Source organism: Peterkaempfera podocarpi (assembly GCF_042466665.1).
Classification (GTDB): domain Bacteria; phylum Actinomycetota; class Actinomycetes; order Streptomycetales; family Streptomycetaceae; genus Peterkaempfera; species Peterkaempfera podocarpi.
The window spans coordinates 79,974-103,900 of the sequence record NZ_CP162102.1 but is presented as its reverse complement, the minus strand read 5'-3'; the positions used below and the strand labels follow the sequence as shown (position 1 = coordinate 103,900).

General features: G+C 70.2%; 17 protein-coding genes. 8 read left to right on the top strand and 9 right to left on the bottom strand.

What is annotated here, in order from left to right; genetic code table 11:
* Window positions 1–50: 50 nt before the first annotated feature.
* The 3 genes from kdpB to AB0761_RS00490 form a co-directional block, all read right to left on the bottom strand.
* Complete coding sequence (gene kdpB / locus AB0761_RS00500; protein ID WP_377266816.1) at window positions 51–2,129, bottom strand: potassium-transporting ATPase subunit KdpB; 2,079 nt, start codon at window positions 2,127–2,129, stop codon at window positions 51–53.
* A gap of 79 nt (window positions 2,130–2,208) precedes the next feature.
* Window positions 2,209–3,897: a potassium-transporting ATPase subunit KdpA gene (gene kdpA / locus AB0761_RS00495; protein ID WP_377266815.1), complete on the bottom strand. Its 1,689-nt coding sequence runs from the start codon at window positions 3,895–3,897 to the stop codon at window positions 2,209–2,211.
* Window positions 3,897–3,986, bottom strand: a complete 90-nt coding sequence (locus AB0761_RS00490) for a potassium-transporting ATPase subunit F (RefSeq protein ID WP_377266814.1) — start codon at window positions 3,984–3,986, stop codon at window positions 3,897–3,899. The genes kdpA and AB0761_RS00490 overlap by 1 nt, the downstream gene beginning before the upstream one ends.
* Window positions 3,987–4,899: 913 nt before the next feature.
* On the opposite strand from AB0761_RS00490, the gene AB0761_RS00485 reads away from it, so the two are divergent.
* Together AB0761_RS00485 and AB0761_RS00480 are read left to right on the top strand one after the other, a co-directional pair.
* Window positions 4,900–6,531, top strand: coding sequence for an ATP-binding protein (locus AB0761_RS00485; protein ID WP_377266813.1), 1,632 nt, complete (start codon window positions 4,900–4,902; stop codon window positions 6,529–6,531).
* Between the two features lie 202 nt (window positions 6,532–6,733).
* Entirely contained in the window at window positions 6,734–7,444 is a 711-nt protein-coding gene (locus AB0761_RS00480) for a response regulator transcription factor (protein WP_377266812.1), read from the top strand.
* Window positions 7,445–7,666: 222 nt separating this feature from the next.
* Here AB0761_RS00480 and AB0761_RS00475 read toward each other — a convergent pair whose 3' ends face one another.
* Window positions 7,667–8,614, bottom strand: a complete 948-nt coding sequence (locus AB0761_RS00475; protein WP_377266811.1) for a hypothetical protein — start codon at window positions 8,612–8,614, stop codon at window positions 7,667–7,669.
* Between the two features lie 230 nt (window positions 8,615–8,844).
* Between AB0761_RS00475 and AB0761_RS00470 the strand changes: the two genes are divergently transcribed.
* Complete coding sequence (locus AB0761_RS00470) at window positions 8,845–9,312, top strand: hypothetical protein (RefSeq protein ID WP_377273896.1); 468 nt, start codon at window positions 8,845–8,847, stop codon at window positions 9,310–9,312.
* A gap of 184 nt (window positions 9,313–9,496) precedes the next feature.
* Here the strand turns inward: AB0761_RS00470 and AB0761_RS00465 are convergent, their stop codons facing one another.
* From AB0761_RS00465 to AB0761_RS00455, 3 genes are all read right to left on the bottom strand, one after another.
* Window positions 9,497–12,013, bottom strand: a complete 2,517-nt coding sequence (locus AB0761_RS00465; protein ID WP_377266810.1) for a glycoside hydrolase family 5 protein — start codon at window positions 12,011–12,013, stop codon at window positions 9,497–9,499.
* Window positions 12,014–12,421: 408 nt separating this feature from the next.
* Window positions 12,422–12,655 carry a hypothetical protein gene (locus tag AB0761_RS00460; protein ID WP_377273895.1) on the bottom strand — a complete coding sequence of 78 codons (234 nt, stop codon included), beginning with the start codon at window positions 12,653–12,655 and terminating at the stop codon, window positions 12,422–12,424.
* 284 nt (window positions 12,656–12,939) lie between these two features.
* The gene (locus AB0761_RS00455) at window positions 12,940–13,914 is read right to left on the bottom strand and encodes a helix-turn-helix transcriptional regulator (protein WP_377266809.1); all 975 of its coding nucleotides are present in this window, start codon (window positions 13,912–13,914) and stop codon (window positions 12,940–12,942) included.
* An 81-nt stretch (window positions 13,915–13,995) separates the two neighbouring features.
* Between AB0761_RS00455 and AB0761_RS00450 the strand changes: the two genes are divergently transcribed.
* The 4 genes from AB0761_RS00450 (at window position 13,996) to AB0761_RS00435 (ending at window position 17,111) form a co-directional block, all read left to right on the top strand.
* A complete protein-coding gene (locus AB0761_RS00450; protein ID WP_377266808.1) occupies window positions 13,996–14,730 on the top strand; it encodes an alpha/beta fold hydrolase in 735 nt (244 codons plus the stop codon).
* 25 nt (window positions 14,731–14,755) lie between these two features.
* Window positions 14,756–15,508 (top strand): DNA glycosylase AlkZ-like family protein, encoded by a 753-nt coding sequence (locus AB0761_RS00445; RefSeq protein ID WP_377266807.1) that lies wholly within the window; start codon window positions 14,756–14,758, stop codon window positions 15,506–15,508.
* Window positions 15,406–15,834: a DNA glycosylase AlkZ-like family protein gene (locus tag AB0761_RS00440; RefSeq protein WP_377266806.1), complete on the top strand. Its 429-nt coding sequence runs from the start codon at window positions 15,406–15,408 to the stop codon at window positions 15,832–15,834. Before AB0761_RS00445 ends, AB0761_RS00440 begins: the two co-directional genes overlap by 103 nt.
* A 740-nt stretch (window positions 15,835–16,574) precedes the next feature.
* A complete protein-coding gene (locus AB0761_RS00435) occupies window positions 16,575–17,111 on the top strand; it encodes a DinB family protein (protein ID WP_377266805.1) in 537 nt (178 codons plus the stop codon).
* 361 nt (window positions 17,112–17,472) lie between these two features.
* Here the strand turns inward: AB0761_RS00435 and AB0761_RS00430 are convergent, their stop codons facing one another.
* Window positions 17,473–21,237, bottom strand: a complete 3,765-nt coding sequence (locus tag AB0761_RS00430) for a S8 family peptidase (RefSeq protein WP_377266804.1) — start codon at window positions 21,235–21,237, stop codon at window positions 17,473–17,475.
* A gap of 546 nt (window positions 21,238–21,783) precedes the next feature.
* Between AB0761_RS00430 and AB0761_RS00425 the strand changes: the two genes are divergently transcribed.
* Window positions 21,784–22,434, top strand: a complete 651-nt coding sequence (locus tag AB0761_RS00425; protein ID WP_377266803.1) for a CatB-related O-acetyltransferase — start codon at window positions 21,784–21,786, stop codon at window positions 22,432–22,434.
* Window positions 22,435–23,251: 817 nt separating this feature from the next.
* Here the strand turns inward: AB0761_RS00425 and AB0761_RS00420 are convergent.
* On the bottom strand, window positions 23,252–23,824 hold the full coding sequence (locus AB0761_RS00420) for a dihydrofolate reductase family protein (RefSeq protein ID WP_377266802.1): 573 nt from the start codon (window positions 23,822–23,824) through the stop codon (window positions 23,252–23,254).
* Window positions 23,825–23,927: the final 103 nt, after the last annotated feature.

Genomic DNA, 23,927 nt, shown 5'->3' with positions numbered 1-23,927 from the left:
TCCGCGCAACGCGGTTCTGAGGCAGTGCAGTTCTTGAGAGGGTGCGGCTGTCAGTAGGCATGCAGCGCGGTGAGGATCAGGTCGATGAGCTTGATCCCGATGAACGGGATGACCAGCCCGCCGACGCCGTAGACAAGCACGTTGCGGCGCAGGATCGCCGTCGCGCTGGACGGCCGGAACCGCACCCCGCGCAGAGCCAGCGGGATCAGCGCGACGATGACCAGTGCGTTGAAGATGACCGCGGACAGCACGGCCGAGGTCGGGCTGTGCAGGCCCATGATGTTGAACGCGCGCAGCTGCGGGAATGTCGTCAGGAACAGTGCCGGAATGATGGCGAAGTACTTGGCGACGTCGTTGGCGATGGAGAACGTGGTGAGCGCACCGCGGGTGATCAGCAGCTGCTTGCCGATCTCGACGATGTCGATCAGCTTGGTGGGGTTGGAGTCCAGGTCCACCATGTTGCCGGCCTCTTTGGCCGCCGTGGTCCCGGTGTTCATTGCGACGCCCACGTCGGCCTGGGCCAGGGCGGGGGCGTCGTTGGTGCCGTCGCCGGTCATCGCGACGAGCTTGCCGCCGTCCTGTTCGGACTTGATCAGCTGCATCTTCCGGTCCGGGGTCGCCTCGGCCAGGAAGTCGTCCACACCCGCTTCCTGAGCGATCGCAGCCGCCGTGAGCGGGTTGTCACCGGTGATCATCACGGTACGGATGCCGATGGCACGCAGCTCGGCGAACCGTTCGGCGATACCGGCCTTGACCACGTCCTTGAGTTCGATCACGCCCAGTACGCGCGGCCCGTCGGCGACCACCAGGGGGGTGGCGCCGGCCTTGGCGACCCGCTCGACGATCGAGTCCAGTTCCGCAGGGAGTGTGCCGCCCTGCTCGCCGACCCAGCGCTTCACCGCCTCCGCGGCACCCTTGCGGATACGCCGGTCACCGGTGTCCAGCCCGGACATACGGGTCATCGCAGTGAACGGGACGAACGTGTGGGCCGGGCCCAGGTCACGCTCGCGCAGTCCGCAACGCTCCTTCGCGAGCACGACGATGGAGCGGCCCTCCGGCGTCTCGTCAGCGAGCGAGGCCAGCTGCGCGGCCTCGGCCACATCGGCCTCGCTGTGGTCGCCGACCGGGTGGAAGGCGGCAGCCATCCGGTTGCCGAGGGTGATGGTGCCGGTCTTGTCCAGCAGCAGGGTCTGCACATCCCCTGCGGCCTCGACGGCCCGGCCGCTCATCGCGAGCACATTGCGCTGCACCAGCCGGTCCATACCGGCGATGCCGATCGCCGACAGCAACGCGCCAATCGTGGTCGGGATCAGACAGACCAGCAGCGCGATGAGGATGACCACCGACACATGGGCGCCGAAGAAGCTGGCCATCGGCTGCAGCGTGACCACGACCGGGACGAAGATGATCGTGAGCGCGGCGAGCAGGATCGCCAGCGCGATCTCATTGGGGGTCTTCTGCCGCTTGGCGCCCTCGACCAGGCGGATCATCCGGTCCAGGAACGTCTCTCCCGGCTCGGCGGTGATGCGCACGACGATCCGGTCCGACAGCACCCTGGTGCCACCGGTGACCGCGGAGCGGTCCCCACCGGACTCACGGATCACCGGAGCGGACTCACCGGTGATCGCCGACTCGTCGACCGACGCGGCACCCTCGACGATCTCGCCGTCGGAGGGGATCACATCCCCGGCCTCGCACACCACGACATCCCCGGAGCTCAGCTCCGCCGCCGCGACCCGCTGCTCGGAACCGTCCGGTGCCAGCCGGCGGGCGTCGGTCTCGGTACGGGTGCGGCGCAGCGTGTCGGCCTGCGCCTTGCCGCGCCCCTCGGCCATCGCCTCGGCGAAGTTGGCGAACAGCACCGTCAGCGCCAGCCAGACGGTGACCAGCCAGGCGAAGAGGCTGGGATGCGCGACCGACTCGATCAGGGTGACCGCGGTGCCGATCAGCACCACGAACATGACCGGGTTCTTCACCTGCACCCGGGGGTCGAGCTTGCGGACCGAGTCCACGGCTGCCTGCCGCAGGATCTGCCGGTCGAACAGGCTGCGCCGGTCGGCCACACCACGCGGCTCCCTCGGCGTATCCGGCCCGGTGTCCGCCGGGTCGAGGACATGGACGTCCGACATCACAGCATTCCTTTCCACACGCGAAGTGACCGCGATGACAGGAGGTGGGGGGATGGAGCACTCACGGGCTTCGCGTCCATCAGAAGAGTCCATGGCTGACCTGCTCGACCAGCGGGCCGAGCGCCAGGGCCGGGAAGAACGTCAGCGCACCCACGATCAGGACCACGCTGGTGAGCAGGCCGACGAACATCGGCTTGTCGGTGCGGAAGGTCCCCAGCCCGGCGGCCACCGGCTTCTTCGCTGCCAGGCTGCCGGCCAGCGCCAGCACCGGGATGATCATCCCGAACCTGCCCAGCAGCAGGCCGACCGTGCCGGTGATGTTGTAGAAGGGGGTGTTCGCGCTGATCCCGCCGAACCCGGAACCGTTGTTGTTGGTCTGCGAGGTGTAGGCGTAGAGGATCTCGGAGAACCCGTGCGGCCCGGCATTGAGTGGTCCTGCCCGGCCGCTGCCGATCGCGGCTGCGACTGCGGTCAGCACCAGCACCGTGATCGGCATGACCAGCACCCCGAGGGCGGCGAGCTTCACCTCCCTGCCCTGGATCTTCTTGCCGAGATACTCCGGTGTCCGCCCGACCATCAATCCGCCGATGAACACCGCGAGCACCGCGAAGAGCAGGATTCCGTACAGCCCGGTCCCGACCCCGCCGGGGCTGACCTCGCCGAGCATCATGCCGGTCAGCATCGCGAACCCGCCGATCGGCGTGTACGAGTCCGCCGCCGAGTCCACCGACCCCGTCGAGGTCTGCGTCGAGGTCACGTTGTACAGGGACGAGGACGGCACCCCGAACCGGGTCTCCTTGCCCTCCATGTTGCCGGTGCCGGAGTCGCTCACGCCGACCGCGGCCATCGCCGGGCTGCCCTGGTGCTCGGCCACTGTGGCCATCGTCAACCAGCCGGCGAACAGCACCGTCATCACGGCCAGGATCGCCACGCCCTGACGGACGTTGAACACCATCTTGCCGAACACATAGGTGAACGCGACCGGGATGGACAGGATCAGCAGGACAGACAGCAGGTTCGTCAGACCGGTCGGGTTCTCCAGCGGATTGGCACCGTTGGCATTGAAGAATCCGCCACCGTTGGTGCCGAGCTGCTTGATGACCTCCTGCGAGGCCATCGGGCCACGGCCCAGCACCTGGCCGACCCCGTTCAGCTCATCGTGGATCGACACCGCGCCGGACAGCGTCTCCACTGCGCCCTGCCCGATGAACACGATCGCTGCCAGGAACGAGATCGGCAGCAGCACATAGACCGTGCCGCGCACCAGGTCCACCCAGAAGTTGCCGATGGTCGCCGAGCCCTTGCGGGCGAAACCGCGCACCAGGGCGACCGCCACCGCCATACCGACCGCTGCGGACAGGAAGTTCTGCACCGCCAGCGCGCCCATCTGCGAGAGATAGGACATCGTCGTCTCACCCGAGTACGACTGCCAGTTGGTGTTGGTCACAAACGACACGCTCGTGTTCCACGCCGTGTCCCCCCGCACCGCACCGAAGTGCTGCGGGTTGAACGGCAGCGAGCCCTGCAGCCGGAAGATCCCGTAGGTGAACAGCAGCGCCACCGCGGAGAACCCGACCACCGACGCGGCGTACCGCTGCCACGTCTGCTCGGACTCCGGCGACACCTGCAGCGCGCGGTAGATCGGCCGCTCCAGCCACCTCAGCCACCGCGACCGGCCCTCGTACACGGCGACCATATAGGCGCCGAGAAACCGCCAGCACAATCCCAGGACAATGACCGTCACGACGACGGTCCATGCGAACGCCATCAGAACCGCTCCGCCTTGAACAGCGCCACGCCCAAATAGATGAACATGACGATCGACAGAATCAACAGCAACACATCGGTTGCGCTCACACTCGCTCCAAGCACCAAATCAGGCCCAGCATTGAGCCCACGAATCCGACAATCCCGATCACAACCCAGAGATCAGCCACGCATGCAGCTTTGCGTGGCATCCGGTAGCCGCGCGGTGAAAACCCCCGCCCCTCCGGTGGACAAAGAGTGAACGAGGCATCGATGCCGCTGGGGGCTGTCGGCCGCCGCCCCGCCACCGCGCACATCGGTCACTCATCCCGCGCGGGGGTGGAGGGCCGCTGCGGACCGTATACAGGTCAGGAGCCGGCCAGGCCCAGCCACGTGCTGGACCGTCACAGCCGCCGACTGCTTGTCGCCCGCGCCACAGACCTGAACACCACCCCACGTCGGCTCCTCGACTCGGCCGCGGCAGCGGGGCCGCTAAGAGGGCGACAAAATGTCCGCTCCTCGCGTACGGAGAGCATCAAGAATGATCAGGTTCGACGGCTGAGTGGGGTGCAATGTCGCCCGGCGGCCGCTCGGCCGTCGGGCAGTGGCCTGCGCCTTCAGACCTGTGCCCTGCAGTCCATCCGATCGGAGGCGGGGCGCTCGACATGTCGGAGCGGGGAATGCATCGTCGTCGGTGTGAGTGGGGCCTCGAACCGCTCCGCGAACCGTCCCCGGACGCCGCGCATCGCCGTTGCCGAGCCACGCCACAGCGACGCGGGGACACCCCCGGAACCGATCGGGCCACGACAGTGATGCTGGTCGCGGACGATGAGCCGCAGCCGCTGCAAGCCCCGCGGGCAACCCCGCGCCCGCAGCGGAACGCGCTCGCCGCCGTGCACCGCGCCCACACCGCTCAGGACGCCGGCAGCACCGGACGCGGCGGGCCCGGGCTCGTCCGGTCGGGCGCAGCAGCCGTCCCCCTCCGGCGTCCGCGGGAGCAGGCCACGGCCGGACCGGACGCTCCATGAGCAACGCACTGACACCTACTCAAGGATGGGAGCGCGCCACGACTGACAGCATGCGCCGCAACCTGGTCGGGTCGCTGGCCGCCCTGGCCTGTATGGCGGTCCTCACCTCCGCAATGCTGCCGCTGCGGGCCCACCTCAGCATCGCCACAACCGCCCTGGTGCTGGTTGTACCGGTCGTGGTCGGCGTCGCCAACGGCGGCTTCTTCGCCGGAGTGATCAGCGTCGTCGGCGGCTTCCTCGTCTATGACTTCTTCTTCATACAGCCCTACAGCACCCTGGACGTCGGTGCGAGCGAGAACTGGACCGCACTCGGCGTCTATGTACTCGTCATGCTGCCCGTGGCCCGGGTGGTGGCCGGCATGAACGCCGCCCGAGCCGAGGCCCGGCAACGCGGTATGCAACTACGGCGGTTGTTCGACCTCTCCACCCAACTGGTCCAGGACCGACCGCTGCCCGATCTGCTCGGCATCATCGTGACCACCCTGGCCGACGTCCTCGACGCCGGCCATGTCGCGCTGCTGCTGCCCGACGGCGACCGGCTCCGCGTCGCTGCCGCCGCCGGAGGCGACCTCGATCCCGCCGAGTTGGAGCGACTCCATCCCGTGCCCGGCCAGGTCACCAATCTCGACATGCCGGCCGCACCCGCCGGCAGCAGCCGGCGCGGTGAGCCGGTACGGCTGGCACTGGTCGCCGCCGGGCGTCCGATCGGCATGCTGGCGGTCACCGACGTCACCATCGTCGCGCAGCAGCGCGAGCCCCTGCTGCTGTTCGCCAACCAGATCGCCCTCGCCGTCGAACGGGCCCAGCTACGCGAACAGGCACTCCGTGCGGAGTTGACCCACGAGGTCGAACACCTCGCCCGTACCCTGGTCGCCGCGGTCTCCCACGACCTGCGCGGCCCTCTCGCCTCGATCAAGGCATCCTCGTCGGTACTCGCCGACGCCCAGCTCGCACCGACGCTGACCAGTTCCGCCCGAGAGGAGCTGGCCGGACTGATCGACACCCAGACCGACCGACTCGCGGCCCTGGTCACCAATCTGCTCGACATGAGCCGGGTCCAGGCCGGTGTCCTGCAGCCGCGCACCAGCCTGACCACCGCACGCGGTCTCATCGCCACCGTCCTCCGGGAACTGCCCGGCCCCGCGCCGAGGCAGATCATCACCGAGATCGACGAGGACCTCCCCCTGCTGGACGTCGACACCGTCCTTGTCGTCCGGGTGCTCACCAACCTGCTCGACAATGCCGCCCGCTACGCACCGCCGGGCACACCCATCACCATCCGCGCGCACCAGAACAACGCGCACCAGAACAACGCGCACCAGGGCAACGCCGAGCAGGACAACGCCCACCAGGGCAGTCCAGCCACCGTCATCGTCTCGGTCGCCGACCACGGCCCCGGCATCCCGCCGAGCCGACGCGACGACGTCTTCGGCCTGTTCGTACGCCGGGAAGCCGACAGCGGCACCGGGCTCGGACTGGCCATCGCCAAAATCTTCATCGAAGCCCACCACCAACGCATCTGGGTCGACCAGACCCCCGGTGGCGGCGCGTGCTTCAGCTTCACCCTGCCGACCGCAGCCGGTCTGCCCGAGGAGCAGCGCAGTGATCTCGTCAAGTCGCCTGTCTGAGCGCTGGGACGGGGGCAGCCTCTTTCCCCGCCGGAGGAACACCGCCCCCAGGTTCACAACCAGCGATGTCCGCAGCTCTCATTGCAGCAGCCGGAGCGTCCAGGAGGACCGGGCGGCCGATTCCCGAGAGCAGCCATGACCGGCAGGCCCACCATCAGCCGCACCCGCCCCCAGGATCACCAGAACTCCTAAGGAACACACCGTGGCCACCGTCCTCATCATCGACGACGACATCGCGCTGCTTGCCGCCTGCCGAGTCGGCCTCGAAGCTCTCGGCCATCAGGTCCGCACCGCCGAAACCGGCGGCACCGGCCTCGCCGAGGCCGCCATCCACGCACCCGATGTCATCGTGCTCGACCTCGGCCTGCCCGACCTCGACGGACTCGAGGTCTGCACCCGGATCCGCACCTGGACCGACCGGCCCATCATCATCCTCTCCGCTGACAGCTCCGAGGACCGCAAGGTCGACACCCTCGACAACGGAGCCGACGACTACATGACCAAACCCTTCGGCATGCGTGAACTCGACGCCCGCCTGCGGGTCGCGCTACGCCACTGCGCCACCGACGCCGACGCCGAACCCCTGGTCGAGCTCACCGCCGGCCCGCTCACCCTCGATCTGGTCCACTACCAGGCCACCTACCACGACCAGCCGCTCGACCTCACACCCAAGGAGTTCGACGTCCTGGCCTACCTGGCCCGACACGTCGGCAAGGTCTGCACCCGACGCATGATTCTGGAGAACGTCTGGGGCCCCGCCTACGCGGGCGAACAGCACTACCTCAAGGTCTACGCCTACCGCATCCGCAAGAAACTGCACGACGAGGCCGGTCAGTTCCTGCAGAACGATCCCTCCGTCGGATATCGGCTTGCCGTCCCCTCGCGTCCGCAGCCCGCTGACGGCACGTGCTGAGCGCGGGTGAAACCCGCAGCGGTACAGCCACCACGCGGGGCTGTGTGCCGGGTGCTGCCGGCTGACGGACCCCGGCGCGGAGAGCCATCCACGCAGCCCCGCAACCTGCCGGCACAGGCCGGTGACCTGTCCGCCGGACGACTGCCAGGGGTGATCGCTGAGGGAGACGGTGATCGGTGAGACTGTTCGGCAGCAAGCGCTCGTGCTCACCGCGCCCAGCTGTCAGAACGGCGGCCCGAACGAGGTGGCGGGAAGGTCCGAGGCCAGCCCAAGGGCCTTGCGGGCGTCCCGCTGGTACGTGTAGTCAGGGTGGCCCCAGGCATCGTCGGAGCGGGCGAAGTAGTTGTCGGAGTCCCGTGCCGCCTCAGCCGTACGCCACAGCTCGGCGCTCTTCCGCAGCTCCGCCACGTATGCGGCGACCTTGGGCCTGGCGCCAACCGGCCAGTCGGCAGCCTCCAGGCTGTCCGCCTCGCCGTCCAGCGTGGTCGCCAACTTCGCCGACCACGCGTGATTGGCGGTCATGCTGCCCGTGTCCGGCTGGGTCCGCCAGACGCGCCCGGAGGCCAGCTCCAGCCTCAGGAAGGCAATCTGGTCCGCCGGCAGGTTGGTTGCGTCCTTGCGGACGCTGCCGGTGGTTCGGCCGTGCGTATCGGCAGTGAAGCAGACGGCGGTCGTGCTGCCGGACTGCCGGAGCTCGCGGGCCGGATAGAAATAGTTGACGCCCGTCGAGTGGGACATCGACCAGTCGTCCATGACGTAGTCGGTCAGCCGATTCCTGCACTGGTGGTAGGACTGCTTCCCGAGGGCGTCGTCGGTGCCGCCGGGTCCGGTGAGCGAGACCATGGCGAATACTTCGCCGTCGTGCGCTCTGGAGCACGCCACGCGGATCGCAGAGTAGACCTCTCCCCGCCGCGAGTTGGTGAAGCAGGCTCCCACCGCGAGGTTGGCAACTGACCGGTCACCCGCCCCGGACACGCGCTTGTCCGGATTCTCGTCGACACCGCCGAAGACCGACCCGCCGAGCAGGCCCGTCGCCAGGACGACTCTACCGAGCACCAGCACCGCCACACCGGCGATCGCCAGTCCCCGGACCCTCCGGCTGACTCTGCGCAGCAGTGCCGGCGCGGCAATGCCGGACTCCGGCGGCGTGGACGGCGGTACGGCGGACATGGGTCTCCGGTTGACCTCGGCAGATGCGTGGGGGCCAGGATCTTCGCACCAACGAGGCATCGCTGTCACTCCATCATCGGCCGGTGATCACGAACGGCCCACCCGAGTCGTTTCACCACTGCCTACACCCTTGAGAACGCTCTGAAACCGCGCTGAATCGGGGGTCGGCCATGCTCTGCGGTATGACGACGACGGCCCCGTCAGGGGCAGTGGACGGGGAGGGGATCACCATGAACGGTCTGCGACTGATCCGTCGGCACGCCGCGGCCTTCGGGCGCTTCGCCGGGCTGGGCAGCGCGGTCACCCTGACGGCCTCGGGAGCCCTGGTCCTGCTTGCGCAGTGGATTCCGTGGATGGCGGCGAACGCGCTGACCACCGTCGCCTCCACCGTGGTCGCCACCGAACTGCACGCCCGCGTCTCGTTCGGCCACGGACGGCCCGGTCTGGCCTGCCATCTCAAGAGCGCGGCCACCATCGCCCTCGGCTGGCTGGTCACCTCCGCCGCAGTCGGCTTGCTGGCCGCGCTCCGTCCCGGCGCCGGAGTCGTCCTGCAGCAGACGGTGTACCTGTCGGCCACCGCGCTCGTCGGGATCGGCCGCTATCTGGTGCTGCGTCTGGCTGTGTTCGCGGAGCGCGCCCCGAGGCCCCGGACCGGCGGCGAGGTCCGGTTGCGCGCCGCGTACGACGCGGTGGCGTGAAGGCCGACGGGGAACGTGTTGGGCCAGGGTCGACACGTGCGGCCGACTTGGCCGGCACCGAGGCCGGCCAAGTCGGCCTGGTCCGCAACGCGGCGGCTGTCGCGGCGGATCAGGCCGCGGGTACCGGCGACGACCACGAGCCGAAGAGGGGCTACGAGCCCTGCTGGCCTGCGCCGATGAGGCCTCAGCGGCCGGGCACCTCCACCCGGTACGCCCCAGTGGCGCAGCCGGTCAGCCGCCAGCCGCCGTCGGCCCGCCGTACCTGCGCCCCGGTGATGCCCGAGGTACGAGGCCGCGGCTGCGCCGGGCCCGGATACCAGACGTCCAGCCGACATCCGGCGCCCGATGCCCCGGCCGGGGCTGTGCCCCGCAGCGACAGCCGGCCGGAGCCGTCGGCGGAGAGTGCGTCCAGCCGCCCCGGGGCCGCGCGTGGATATGCGCGCGAGAGCAGGTCGGTGTAGGCCGCCGGGGCGGGCAGGTCCTTGCCGGTTGCGCAGTCGACGCCGATCAGATTGCCCGACGTCCTGGACGCGTGGTCGCTCTGCGGATCGCCACACGCCTGCTTCCACACCCAGAAGGCCCCGCCGATGAGCTGTGCATCCTCCGCGGCTGCGTACCGGCCGATCTTCGAGGCGTCCGTACCCGGTGACCCGAACCAGCCCCACTCGCCGGACCACAGCGGCGCCCCGTACTCCCGAGCCTGCTGCCGTGCCAGGTCGAAACCGCGTTCCAGCGACGTGAGGGTGAGGCCCATGCCCTGGTCCATGGTGATCGACTCGCTGTAGAGGTGCGGGGCGAACACCAGGTACGGGTCGCCGCTGAACCCCCGGGGCGGCACGGCGTCCATGCCGAGGCCGGACCAGAGCACGCTGGGTTCAAAGAACACCAGGTGCGCGTATCCGCCGGGGGTCTGTCGCTCACCGGCCCGGATGGCACCGACGGCCCGGTCGTAGTAGCGGCCGAGGAGCACGGCGGAGGTGGCCGGGGGGTCCTCGCCGAAGCCGGGCTCATTGAGCAGGTCGTAGCCGGCGACCGCCGGGTCACCTCCGAAGGTGCGGGCCAGCAGCCCCCAGGTGCTCACCAGTTCGCTCTGGATGCCGTCGGTGTCGTGGTAGAAGTTGGTGAAGGCCCTGGCGACGGCGGGGGAGACGTCCCGGCCGGTGAACTGGCAGTGTGCGGCGCCGTCCAGCACGGTCGCCCATCGCGGGGCGCCGTCGTAGCCGATCATCGGGTCCGTGCCGAGAGGGCATGCGGTGCCCGGCGCCGCGGCGACATCCTTGCCCCAGCCGTCCTGGTGCATGTCGAGCACCGTGTACAGGCCGTGCCGGGCTGCCATGTCCACGGCCTCACCGATACGTTGCAGATACGCCTGGTCCCAGTGCCCGCGTTGCGGCTCCAAGAAGGACCACGAGAGATTGAGCCGCACCGTGTCGAAGCCGAGCGCGGCCATCCCTGCGAAGTCGGCGTCACTCAGCGGTCGCACGGTCTGCGTTCCCGGAACCGCCTGGTAGTAGTCGTTGAGCTGATTGACATTGACTCCGCGCAGCGTGACTTGACGGTTGTTCACATCGACGATGGCGGCCGGTGTGGAGCCGTGCGCGGCGCGGACCGTCAGCGCCGGGAGCGTCCGGTCGGCAGTGGCCCGCGCCGCGGCCGGAAGGGTCGGCCGCACGGATGTGCCGGACGGTGCCGACGGCCCCACCCACCAGGCCACCAGGGCGAGCGCGACCGCGCACGCGGTGGCCCCTGTGGTGCGGCGGACCGTGGTGCCGAGCGGCTCCGCCACCCGGTCGACCAGCAGGAGCGCCGGCCCGACCGCCCACCCGGCGGCCAGCCCCAACGACAGGCCCGTGGCGACACGGAGCAGCACGTCGGGAACGACGAAGAGGTCGGGCGGACCCGACAGGTCGCGCGGCAGAGCCGTCAGCACCTGAACGAGGCCCGCGGCGGCCCCGCCGCCCAGCGCGGCCAGCCAGCCGCCCAGGATCAGCTGCGCGGGCCGCTCACTGTCGTAGTTCCGGACCGAACGGCCGAGGAGCACAGCGCCCACGGCCGCTGCGACCAGCAGCTCGACCGCGTAGGCGAGCGGACCGAGCGGCAGGGAGCGCAGGCTCAACGGCTCTCCGTAGAGCGATCCGGTCGGGGACCCCTCCCACAGGAACGGGCCCACGAGGGGTCCGATCAGCGCGATCGGCAGTACGGCGGCTGCCGACACCTGCCACCTGTCGCGGCCGGTCGTCTCCCCGGCCCCGGGCCAGGGGCGGCGGCCGTTGCGAGGTGTCCGCCGGCGCACCAGCAGGGCGGCGGTGAGCGCGGGCAACCAGCCCACAACAGCTGCACGTTCACCTGTCAGACCTGCCGTCCACACCGCGGTGGTCACCGAGGTGCCCAGCACTCGCAGGCCACCCGAGACACAGGTCCCGGCGAGCTCGACCATCACCTGGAGCAGCCGTGCCAGCGATGCGGCGAGCACCACCACCCCCCAGACCCGCAGCAGCACCCGCCACCGGCCCAGACCCGGCGCGGCGACATGCATCGAGGAGGCGGCACCCCAGACCACCACGGCGACCAGCGTGGGGAGGAACACCAGCAGTCCGGCGAACGACCAGGCCCCGCGCACCGGGAGAGCCCTGAGCGCCGCGCCGGGCAGCAGCGCGAACAGTCCGGTCGGATCCAGCCAGGCCCCTGCGGCGGTCAGCATCAGCAGCACTGCTGCGGCCGCAAGTGCGGCCCGAACCGCACGCGGTCCTGCATTTTTCGGATCACCGAATTCCGTCACGCGCAGATCGTAGGAACGACGACCTGCTTTCACCAGGGGTTTCGCAAGCCTGAACCTCGCCAGGACCAGCGTGTTCGACGGATGCCCCGGTCATCGACGCCACCGCCGGGTCGGGTGTCTCGGTCACAACCTCCCCAGTGCCAATGAGGGTTGAAGGCGTCGTCGGGCCCGGCGTCCCGAGGCGCCCTCAGTGGGGACGCTCCCTGTGTCGCGCGGTGGGGCGGGCCCGCCTCCCGTCCCTCCGCGGACGCCGAACCGCTCGACCTGGCGGGTGTACGGACGCGGGGCCGTGCGGCGCCGGAAGTCAGGCCGTGCGCTCAGGCCGTGCCCTCAGACATGGTCGACCAGTTGGGCGTGTCCCTGTTCACGGGCACAGTGCGCGCAGCAGAAGAACTGCCCGTCCGACTGCAGGCCGTGACCGAGGATGCGGCACCGGCAGTTGTCGCACACCGGGGCCATCCGCTGGGCCGCGCATTCGAAGCTGTCGAAGACGTGGACCGCCCCGGCAGCATGGATCTCGAAGGTCATGTCGTAGTCGTTGTTGCAGACCTCGCACACCGCCATGGACGCCCACTCCTTGTCGTACGCGCTCTTGCCCGCGCCCTTCGGCGCGGCAGCAGGGAGCAGTTCCACGCCGGACGGTCCTGAAGCCTGCTGCGTGCGGAATCACCCGGTCGCCCGAGTGGCGTCCGGTCGGTGCCACGACGGCGAAGCGCCCGGAAGGCCCGGCCGACGGCAGAGCGATGCGCACACCTCACCCCCGGCGACGGTGATCATGCTCGATCGAACACGCGCGAGGCCGTCTCGGGGACGCCGATCCGAGGAGGGGCCCTGTCGCGGCAGATCCGTTACCGCGACGGGGATCCCGGCTGCCGTTCGGCGGCCGCAGTGAGTCGACCCGCCAGGTCCTTGAGGACTTGGCGGAGTTCGTCGGGGCTGTGGATGGTGAAGGGCCATTCCAGGGAGGCAAGGAGGTGGGCCATGCCGTCGAGCCGTTCGGCCCGCGCCCGCATCAGGACACCGTCGGGTTGAGCGGTGAGCGTGGCGACGCTGTTCGGCAGCCGCCGTGCGATCTCCCCGAGAGGGCCGTCGATGAGCACCTCGACCTGCCAGCGGTAGGGCGCCTGTGCCAGGGCGGCGGTGAGGTGGGTGACCGGGTCGAAGCCGGCGGGGAGGGTGAACGTCGCGTCGCTGGGGGTCAGGGAGGCGATCCGGTCGATGCGGAAGGTGCGCAGGCCGTCGCGGAGGTGGTCGTGGCCGATGACGTACCAGCGCCCGGCATGGAAGACCACGCCGTACGGGTCGAGGTCGCGGTCGCTCTGTTCCTGGCGCCAGGACCGATAGCGCAGAGCAACGGTGTGTCGGGAGCGGGAGGCCTGGGCCAGGGCCAGCAGGACGCCGGTTTCGGGGGCCTGTGCGTTCACGCTGTTGGCGGTGAACGACAGGGTGTCGCACATGGCGGCGAGCGGTTCCCGCAGGGCCTGCGGCAGCACCCGCTCGATCTTGGCCAGGGCGCCGGCGCCGGCCGGTGCGGCGCTGTTCATGCCCAGCCGCTCTCCGGCGAGCAGGCCCAGGACGACCGCGAGGGCCTCGTCATTCGTGAGCACCAAGGGGGGCATCCGGTAGCCGCGGGCCAGGCGGTAACCGCCGTAACGGCCGCGATCGGACTCCACGGGAATGCCCAGCTCCCGCAGGTGTGCCGTGTACCGGCGCACCGTGCGGACGTCAGTACCCAGGCGGTCCGCCAGCTGGGTGCCGGTGAGTCCCGCGTGCGTCTGGAGGAGTTCGAGCAGGGAGAGCACGCGTGTCAGGGGGTGAGACATGGATCACTCGTCATATCAGGGCGGAAAATGTCCTGTATTGATCCTACGCTCCCTCCAACGCCTTCCAGAGGGAGAAACCGCATGGCCACGTTCGTACTCGTTCCCGGTGCCTGGCTGGGTGCCTGGGCATGGCAGGGCACCGCCCGTGCGCTGCGGGAGCGCGGCCACACGGCGCTGCCGGTGACGCTGACGGGCCTCGGCGAACGCGCCGGCGAGGCGACCAGGGAGACAGGCCTGGACACCCATGTCGAGGACATCGTCGCGTTCGTCGAGCGGCATGACCTGCGCGACGTCACCCTGGTGGCGCACAGCTACGCGGCAGCTCCTGTCTCGGGGGCCGCCGGGCGCCTGGGATCGCGGCTGGAGCGCCTGGTCCACCTCGACAGCGCCCCGTTCGCCGAGGGCATGCGCCTGCTGGACGTCATGCCACCCCGGGCGGCGGAGCAGCTGAGCAAGCAGGTCGCCGAGCACGGGGAGGGATGGCGACTGCCGATGCCGCCCTTCGAGGCCCTCGGCTCGTTCGGCAGTCTGGAGGGACTCGGTGAGGACCAGCGCGATCTCATGCGCGCGCAGGCGGTGCCGCAGCCGTTCGGCACCTACGAGCAGCGCCTCACCGGCTCCGTCGAGGCCGGACCCGGTGTGGACCGTGTCCTGATCGCCTGCAATGACTTCGGGGCGCTGCTGGCGGCAGGGGCACCCATGCTGGCTTTCCTGAACCAGCCGCCGTGGCGGCGCTTCAACCTGTCCACCGGGCATTGGCCCATGCTCTCCGCGCCCATCGAGCTCGCCGATGTCCTCCACACGGCCGTCTCGTGACGCCACCAGGCAGGCGGCGCATCCGGTGCTGACACAGGAACGCATCCGCAGGGCGCGGGCCCGTGCCCAGGCCTTGGGCGACGGGGTTCGGGAGGCTTCTGCCGAGGCGGTCGTGCGCCGGGTCTTCGCCGTCCAGGCGCAGGATGCCGTGGCGGCGGACCTGGGCATCCGGGCACGGGGGCAGGACATCGGCTCCGAGGACATCCGCGCGGCCTGCGAGGACGAGCGGAGCATCCTACGCGGCTGGTTCATGCGGGGCACCCTGCACACCATCCCCGGCCCGGATGCCCGTTGGGTGCTGCGGCTGCTCGCTCCCCGCATCCTCGCCGCAACCAGCCGCCGCTACCACCAGCTCGGCCTGGACGACGGCCTGCGTGAGCGCGCCGACCGGCTTGCCCGGCGCGCTCTTGCCACACACGGACCGCTCACCCGGGCCGAACTGACGGAGCACCTGACCGCGATCGGCGTTCAGCCGGACGGGCAGGCGCCGTTCCACCTGATCCGCCACGCGGCACTCACCGGAGTCCTCTGCCACGGTCCTCGGCGCGGTGATGAGGCTACGTACGTCCTGCTCGACGACTGGCTGCCGACCGGCGCCGGGGACTCACGGCGGGAGGAGGACACGGCCGTCGCTGAGCTCGCCCGCCGCTACGTCCGCGCCCATGCGCCCGTCGGGTGGACGACTTCGCCGCCTGGTCGGGTCTGCCGGTCACCCTGGCTCGCAGGGCCTGGAAGACGCTGGCGCAGACCGGCTCGATCACCGGGTACGGCGCGCTGAGCGTGCCGACCGAGCGGGTGGAAGAACGTTCGGACAGGCTCTGCACCCCTGATGTGCGGATGCTGCCTGCCTACGACAACTACCTCGTCGGCTGTCGCACCCGGGAGTTGTCCGTTCCCGCCGCTCACCATCGCCGGGTCTGGCCGGGCGGCGGCGTCATCCGTCCCACGGTTGTCGCGGATGGCCTGACCATCGGCACCTGGGCCCGCCGCGATGCCGGCCGAGTTGTTCAGGTCGACTCCTTCGCGCCCCTGTCCTCACAGGTCCAGGCCCTGGTCGACGCGGAAGCCTCCGCTGTCACCCGCTTTCTGCAGCCCGCCGCCTGAACGGGCCGGGGCCTCCCGGCAGCCGCAGGTACGGAGCCGACCGGGGCGCCGCAGCTGTGCCCGACCGCCGTCCGGGTTGCGGCTTCCCACCAGGGATGCCCCTGCCCGCGCAGGCCTGGCGACGGTCCCGCGCCTCCAGGGTGCGGGTCCGCCGCCGACGGGATTGCGGTGCCTGTGTCAGCGCATCAGGTAGGCCCGCTGTCGGATCACCGAATTCCGTCACGCGCAGATCGTGGGAACGACGACCCGCTTTCACCAGGGGTTTCGCAAGCCGGACCGCGCCCGGACCAGAGCGTTCGGCCGAAGCCCTGTTGCCGGATCGCCGGCCGGTGGGCGGCCGCCCGTCCTGCCTCCGGCTGCACCTGCTCCGCGCTGCGGACCGGAGGTGGTGTGCGGGCGCGGGCGTCGTCACCTGCGAGGGTGCCCGCTACCTGCTGCGGGCTGCGGTGCCGCGGTACGTTGATGCCTCCGCCGAGTCGGGTGTCCTTGTCGCAACTGCCTGCTTTCAGCGAGGGTTGAGCACCGGTGTGGCATGGTTGATCGGTAGGTTCGCGCCACCGAGGTCCAGCTGCCCGGCGCGCGTTCGGTCGGCAGGAGGCTGCGGGGGTGCCGAGAGGTCGGCCCGTCGTGCGACTTCGCTGCTTGCGGACGGGTGCGGTCGGCGAGGTGGGGTTGGTGGGCGCGTACCGGAGCCGTCCGGAGCGGTCCGGACCCGTCGGCAAGGTGAGGAGACCCCAGGCATGAGCGGCATTGTGGTGGAGACGATCGTGCGGCCCGAGCGCCGGATATCGGGTCCGTGGCTGGAGGTGATCGCCTCGAACCTCGACTATCACCGGGCGGCCTTCCTGTGGAAGTGCGAAGGTCTCTCGGACGAACAGCTGAGACAACGCCCCCTGCAGTCGTCGGCCTTGACCCTGCTGGGGCTCATGCGCCATCTGCAGGGAGTCGAGCGTGCCTGGTTCCAGCGGGCGCTGGCCGGCACGGCGCCGGATTTCTTTCCCTATCGCACCTACCTCACGCCTGCCGGTGACGAATGGTTTGACGAGTCCGACCCCACACCGGCCCGGGGCGTCTATGAGGACTACCTGAAGGCGTGCGAGGAGTCACGGCAGGTGTTCGGGAAGGTGACGGAAGATCTCGCACGCATCGTGCCGAACGAGGAGTACGGCGACACCGATGTCCGGTTCATCCTTGAGCATGTGATCGAGGAGTACTCTCGCCACCTCGGCCATGCGGACCTCCTCCGCGAAGCCATCGACGGCGCCACCGGCGAGTGACGTCCTCGCCATGAGTGCCCAGCTCTGACGAGCCGGGGCCGGAGGCGGACAGACCCGTCGGCCGAGGGCGCTGACAGGCGCCCGGATGAGTCCGGCTGTCGGGGACCGCGGTGGGGAGGCTCGCCCATCGCTCAGGGTGCTGCCGCCGGAGGCCATCGGATCACCGGTTCTCCGTGGTGGTGCGCCGTGATGTCCCGGCTCGCCGACGGAGCCGATGCCTGCGGCTGCGGCACCGTCCTCGTGGCGGGTCTCTGCCGCGTCGCACCGTCGCCGTGGCGATGCCCGTGCCCGCGCAGGCGCGGCGGCGGACCCGAGCCTCCAGGGTGCGGGTCCGCCGCCGACGGGGATGGCGATGCCGGTGTCAGCGCACCAGGTAGGCCCGCTGGACGGTCTGGGTGACGGCGTTTCCGTTGGCGTCGGTGATGTCGGCCTTGAGGGTGACCGCGGCGCCGGAGTGGCCGGTGTGGTCTACGGTGGCGCTCCAGCCCGAGGCGGTGTGCTGTACCGGGGCCTCGGTCCAGGTGGCGCCGTCGTCGTAGGAGTACGACAGGGCGGCGACTGTGATCGCGCCGGGGGAGTACCCGGCGTGGCCGCTCACCGTGAGGCCGATCCGCTGGCCGGCCGCCGCGGCGACGGTGTTGGCGGTGTCGACCGGTACGTCGTATCCGGGGTAGAGGATCGGAATCCCCTGCGAGGCCTGGCTGTCGTCGCGGTGGGAGCGGAACTTCCACACCGTGTCGACACTCTTGGACAGTCGCCAGTTGAAGTTGGGAGTGAGGATGTTGAAGGTGTGCATCTCCAGTTCGTATGCGGCGTCGCTGTCCGGTACCTCGAAGACCCCGAACGGGGTGGCGCTGGTGTCCACCGTCTCACCGTCGCGGCGCAGCGTCAGGTTGCCGATGTCGCCGAAGGAGCCGCCGCTGGTCCAGTGGGCCGCGGCGTCGCCCCAGAAGGCGCCCTGGTAGCCGATCAGGTCGCCCTGACGCTCGGCGGTGAGGATGGGCGCCCCGGCGTCGTCCGTGGGCGCAACCGGGCGCAGCACGCCGCGGAACCACTGCTCGCTGCGGTGCTGCCCGGCGGTGTAGGTGCGCGGCTGGTCCTCCATGGCCGAGCCCCACGGGAAGCTGGCCATCACCCCGTGGTTCCACTGGACGTCGCCGGCCAGGTAGTACTCGGTGCGCTTGAGCGGGGTCGGCAGCCGGTCCAGCGCCGGGCCCACCGGGAGTCCGGCGGGGTTGCCGGGGGTGTAGGCGTCGACGTAGTCCAGCATCAGATTGCTGCCGCCGAGGCCGTAGTAGGTCGCGTCGACGCCCGCCAGGTCGTGGCTGCCCAGCCGGTGTGTCTGGTCGGCGCCGACCTTGCCGGTGTCCTCGAAGACCAGGTTGTAGGCGTAGGGGCTGTTGGCGACGCCGGTCCAGTGGAGGGTGACCCCGCCACGGCCGAGCAGGGTGTGCAGCCGGCCGGCGGTCTCGGAGGTGACGGCGGCCAGCGGCAGCTTGTCGGTGGCGGCGGGCGTCCAGCGGCCGGGAGCGGTGCGGTACGCGACCAGGGCGACGGCGCCGGCGGCCTTGGCCGCCGCGGCCGCGGTGGTGGCGTCGGCAGGGGTCTCCGCGCGAACCAGGGCGATCTGCCCCTGGACGCCCGCCGCGGTGAGTTCGTCGGCGGTGCCCGTGCCGGCGTCGACCAGTGCGGTGCTGCCGCTGCCGTCGAGCCTGGCCGGTGCGGCGTTGACGGCGTTGTTGACCACGGGCTGCAGGTCGAGGCCGCCGGCGTGCATGGTCAGCACCGGAGCGCCCATGCGGTAGCTGCTGTCGAAGGTGAAGGTGCCGTCATGGGCCTTGCCATCGGTCCAGGCGTAGGTCTGCTGGACCATAGGGCCGCCGGAGTATGCGGCGGAGTAGGTCCAGTCCTGGCCGACGCGGTTCCAGGTCCGGGTGTACTCGAGGTTGGAGCCCCGCGTCTCCAGCGGCTTGCCGGTGTCCACGGTGATCGGGTGGGCCCTGCGGGCGTCGAGGGTGACCGTGGTGTCCTTATGGAGGTCGCTCTCCGGCTCGCCCAGATACGCGGCGGACTGCGTGGTGCCGCCGCCGTCCTGGGTGAGGGCGAGGGCGTCGATCGAATAGGTGCCGGCCCGGATGGTGAAGGTGGCGCTGGAGCCCTGGGTGTAGGACCGCTGCACCGCGACGCCCTCGAGGTCGATCAGGTCGACCAGGCTGGAGCCGGTGGCCGGGTTGCCGTTGCGGTCGATCAGGTTGACCTTGAGGGTGACCGTCTCCGGCGCGAGCCACAGCGAGAACGGTGTGGAGACGGTCTGCCCGTCGGAGCTGCGGGCGACCACCCGGCCGGTGATGCCGCCGTAGGAGTCCTCGTCGAGGGTGACGCCCGGGTCCACGGCGAGCGGCAGTTCGGCGGTGCCGTGCGCAGGCACCGTGACGGTGTCCTCGTCCAGCTCGGCGACCTTCGCCTTGACGGGCTTGCCGTCCTGGCCGGTCAGGTCCTCGACGGCAGCGGTGAGGGTGATGTCGTGACCGGTGGTGTTGGTGTACGGGATGTGACGGACGTTCCGGTCGCCCTCCGTGTGCGGCCAGTCATAGCTGCCGGCGTCGACCGAGGCTGAACCGAGCACGTCCTCTCCGGTCGCGGCGAGCACGTCCAGGCGGCCCGCGCCGGTCTCCTGCACATCGCCCGGGACACCGGCGTCGGCGGCCGAGACCAGACCGGCCTTGAGCTGCTGGGCGGTCCAGTCCGGGTGTGCCTGGTGCAGCACGGCGGCGGCGCCGGCGACATGCGGGGTGGCCATCGAGGTGCCGGACATGGTCTGGTACGCATCGTCACCGCGACCGCCGGCCTTGGCCGCGAGGATGTCCACACCCGGCGCGGCGATCTCCGGCTTGAGGGTGTGCGAGCCGGTCACGGGGCCGCGGCTGGAGAACCAGGCGGTGGCGTCGGCGGAGTCGACAGCCCCCACGGTCAGCACGCCGGGGACGCAGCCCGGCGAGGAGACCGTGCTGCCCCGGGGACCCAGATTGCCGGCCGCGATGACGAAGAGGCTGTGGGTGTTCTTGGCCAGCTCGGCGGCGGCCTGGCTCATCGGGTCCGAGCAGTCGCTCGGCGCCGAGGTGCCCAGGCTCATCGAGACCACATCGGCGTGCTGGTCGACCGCCCACTGCATCCCGGCGATGATCTCCGAGTCGGTGCCGCTGCCGGTGTTGTCGAGCACCTTGCCGATCAGCAGCTTGGCGCCCGGCGCGACCCCCTTCTCCTTCCCGCCGCTCGCTGCGCCGGTGCCCGCCACGGTGGAGGCCACATGCGTGCCGTGCCCCACCACGTCATTCATGCCGTCGCCGGTGAAGTCCTTGGTGGCGGCGATCTGCCCGGCGAAGTCCGGATGGTCGGCGTCGATGCCGGTGTCCAGCACGGCGACCGTGCTGCCGGTGCCGTCGTACCCCGCCTGCCAGGCCTCGGGTGCCTTGATCTGCGACACGGAGTCGGCGAGCATCGCCTTGGCCTTGGCGTCGAGCCAGATCCGGACCGGCTGGGCAGCCGTTCTGGCCGTGCGGCGGACCAGCGCCGTCCAGGCCTGCGCGGCATGCCCCTTGTCGACCGTCAGCGCGAGGCTGTCGATGACCGGCAGCGTACGGGTCAGGTCGGTGCCGGCGGGGGCGGCCTCCCGGGCAACGGCGAGCTGTCCGTCGCCGTACTGGACGATCAGCGGCAGCTGCTTGGTGTGGGCGTCGTCATAGCCCTGCTCGACCAGGCCGGTGACGTCGAAGAGCTGCTCGTCGACGGTGCCCGCGGCGAGCGCCGGAACGGCCGACTCGGGGATCACATAGGTGTGCCCGTCGCGCTGCCTGGTGAGGTATCCGGGGACGGTGCCGTCTGCTCCGGGCAGCATCCGGACGGAGGTGCCGCCACCTGCCGCGCCGGTGACCAGCACCTGGTCACCCGTGACCAGGGTCACGGTGGTGGACTGCACCGAGCGGCCGGCCGAGGCCGCGGAACCGGTGATCCCGGAGGAGGACGCAGTCCCAGCCTCCGGGGATGCGGCGGCCGGGGGCGGTACCGCGATGCTGGCGAGGACTGCGGCTATCGCAGCGCCGATCGCCGTACGCGATGTGGAGTGCATGGGGTATCCCTCTTCGATGTGGGCAGGGCGCAGCGGCGGGACAGGCGCAGGGCCGGTTCCGGTTCGGGTTCGGGTTCGGGTTCGGACGGTGATCCTCGGCAGTCGAGGCTGGCAGAGGATCCATGCGGTCGGACACCAAGTCAGCTGACGGGTTTGCGCCTGGCGCATTCCCGACGGATCCCGGGTCGGGGCGGGCCGGGTCGGGGCGGGGCCGGATTGGGGCCGGGGTCTGGGCTGATGCAGCAGCAACCGGGAGCCCGCCGACGGGAACACGACCGGGTGGCGTGGCCGCATGCTGCGGTGCCCTGTTGCACTCATCGACGCTCCCGCGCCGCACCCCGGTGAACAGACAGGCGGAGACGAGGAGCCTGCCGAGCACGTCGGTCCGATCACCCATCGCGTACGGACGGTCGACAGCGGTGGCCGCCGCGCTCCTGCTGCCCCCGAGCACCATCGGTTGGCGCAGGGGTAAATCGATGTCCTGGCACGCGCCGCACCGCGATCATGGAGCGGAGAGCGACACGCAACCGGAAGGAATCACTCCCCGTGCCTGTGCCCGCCGACCCGACGGTCCTCCATCCGATGCCCGAGCAGCCGCGGGTGGTGCTTCTCAGGCCGCTGGTGAAGTCCCCGCTGATCGAGGTCGGGGAGTACTCCTACTACGACGACCCGCACCATGCGACCGCGTTCGAGATGCGCAACGTGCTCTACCACTACGGGCCGGAGAAGCTGATCATCGGTAAGTTCTGCGCGCTCGGCACCAGTGTGCGGTTCCTCATGAACGGAGCCAACCACCGCATGGACGGCCCTTCGACCTTTCCCTTTCCCACCATGGGCGGCTCGTGGTCGGAACACTTCGACCTGCTCACCGGGCTGCCCACCCGAGGGGACACCGTCGTCGGCAACGATGTGTGGTTCGGCTACGACACGACAGTGATGCCCGGCGTGCGGATCGGACACGGTGCGATCATCGGCTCCGGCGCCGTGGTCACCTCGGACGTACCCGACTACGGGATCGTCGGCGGTAACCCTGCCCGCCTCATCCGCACCCGTTACAACGAACAGGACATCACCCGGCTGCTGGCCGCGGCCTGGTGGGACTGGCCCGCGGAACACATCACCGAGCATGTGCGGACGATCATGTCGGGCAGCATCGCCGACCTGGAAGCCGCTGCCCCCCAGTCCCGTGAGGCATAGGAGAGCCGAGGGAGTCCCCAGCCGGACACATCGGTCTGCGTGGGACATCTCCAGGCGGCGGTCGACGGCAATCGAGGTGTCCAGCAGCCTGAGCGCAGGCTGGAGTCGCGGGCGTTTCCCTCAGATCCACGACTGACACGGTCTTGGCAGCGCCCCGGCTTTCCTCGCGCACACCCATCTGCGCGCGCCTACGAGCCCGGAGAGATTGAATCGCCGTACCGCAGGCCGCCGAACGGTTCATGTATGCCGACCGACTCGTCAAACTGGGCGTGGCCTACCGCATCGACACCCCGGAAGCCCTCGCTGAGACCCGCGGGCGGCCCCGAGCGACCTGGTCGCCGACGCGGAGGCCGCCCGCCGTTCGGCGCTGCTGCCCGCCGACGCACAGGCTGAGGGCGGCGCCCCGAGCGCCGCCGACCTCGTCGAGAACATGCTCGCCTGAGCCTCGCCGACCCCGCCCGTGCCCACCGACCCGCGGCTGGCCGGGTGCCCAGGGGCCGCCTCGGCGCGACCCTTCGCGTACGACAGCCACCACCCCTGGCTCAGCGCGATCCGCATCGAAGGATGCGCTCTTGATGCAGGGTGAGATGCACCCGGTGACGATGACACCATGTGCATCCCCACCCCGAGGCTGCGCCGGACCGCCACGCGCCGTGCGCCGACTCGGGGTGGGGCAAGAAGACGTAGCCGTGCCCGCCCTGGAGTATCGACCAGGGCGGGCACGCGCGGCCGGGAACCAGATGCGCGGCGGTACCTGGGGGTCGGCATCCCGCCCCGCCACCTGGGGGCTGCCGGAGTGCGAGATGCCGGAGGCCGGTCAGCGGACGACGTCGAACACGTTCTTCTGCAGGCCGTTGGAGTAGGCCTCGTGCTCGACGAGCCTCAGCTTCTGGGTGTCCTTGTCCGTGGCGCTGAACAGGCGCTTGCCGGCGCCGAGCAGCAGCGGGTAGACGAGCAGGTGGTAGCGGTCGATCAGGCCCGCGTCCGAGAGGCTGTGGTTCAAGGAGGCGCTGCCGTGGACGATGATCGGGCCGCCCTCGGTCTGCTTGAGCGCGGCGACCGCGTCGAGTGAGCGCAGGATCTGGGTCTCGCCCCAGTTCGAGACCAGCTTGTCGTCGGTGAGGGTGGTGGAGACGACGTACTTGGGCATCGTGTTGTACTGGGCGAACTCCGCCATATCAGGCCATACGGGGCTGAAAGCCTCGTAGCTGACCCGGCCCATCAGGATGGCGGTGGACTCCTGCTGCTCGCGTCCCTTGATCTCGAAGGCCTCGGGGACGAACTCGACGTCCTTGAAGGTCCATCCGGAGTTCCGGTAGCCCGGTTCGCCGCCCGGCGCCTCCATGACGCCGTCGAGGGAGATGAATGCGGTGCTGATGAGAGTGCGCATCGAAGTGGTCCTTGGTGTGTCGTGTCGTGTTGTCGATTGCACGCTTCCGCCGTCGAGGCGGAGGGCGTCCCAGTGAAGGTGTAGTCGCAGATCACCATGGATC

What these genes read in the sequence shown, in the direction of transcription:
- AB0761_RS00460 (WP_377273895.1), bottom strand. Translation starts at nt 12,655, where the DNA reads ATGGCGGTGTGCGAGGTCTGCAACAACGACTACGACATGACCTTCGAG.
- AB0761_RS00420 (WP_377266802.1), bottom strand. Translation starts at nt 23,824, where the DNA reads ATGCGCACTCTCATCAGCACCGCATTCATCTCCCTCGACGGCGTCATG.
- AB0761_RS00470 (WP_377273896.1), top strand. Translation starts at nt 8,845, where the DNA reads ATGAACGGTCTGCGACTGATCCGTCGGCACGCCGCGGCCTTCGGGCGC.
- AB0761_RS00485 (WP_377266813.1), top strand. Translation starts at nt 4,900, where the DNA reads ATGAGCAACGCACTGACACCTACTCAAGGATGGGAGCGCGCCACGACT.
- AB0761_RS00455 (WP_377266809.1), bottom strand. Translation starts at nt 13,914, where the DNA reads ATGTCTCACCCCCTGACACGCGTGCTCTCCCTGCTCGAACTCCTCCAG.
- AB0761_RS00450 (WP_377266808.1), top strand. Translation starts at nt 13,996, where the DNA reads ATGGCCACGTTCGTACTCGTTCCCGGTGCCTGGCTGGGTGCCTGGGCA.
- AB0761_RS00465 (WP_377266810.1), bottom strand. Translation starts at nt 12,013, where the DNA reads ATGCTGACCGCCGCAGGGGCCTGGCTGGATCCGACCGGACTGTTCGCG.
- AB0761_RS00435 (WP_377266805.1), top strand. Translation starts at nt 16,575, where the DNA reads ATGAGCGGCATTGTGGTGGAGACGATCGTGCGGCCCGAGCGCCGGATA.
- kdpA (WP_377266815.1), bottom strand. Translation starts at nt 3,897, where the DNA reads ATGGCGTTCGCATGGACCGTCGTCGTGACGGTCATTGTCCTGGGATTG.
- AB0761_RS00475 (WP_377266811.1), bottom strand. Translation starts at nt 8,614, where the DNA reads ATGTCCGCCGTACCGCCGTCCACGCCGCCGGAGTCCGGCATTGCCGCG.
- AB0761_RS00430 (WP_377266804.1), bottom strand. Translation starts at nt 21,237, where the DNA reads ATGCACTCCACATCGCGTACGGCGATCGGCGCTGCGATAGCCGCAGTC.
- kdpB (WP_377266816.1), bottom strand. Translation starts at nt 2,129, where the DNA reads ATGTCGGACGTCCATGTCCTCGACCCGGCGGACACCGGGCCGGATACG.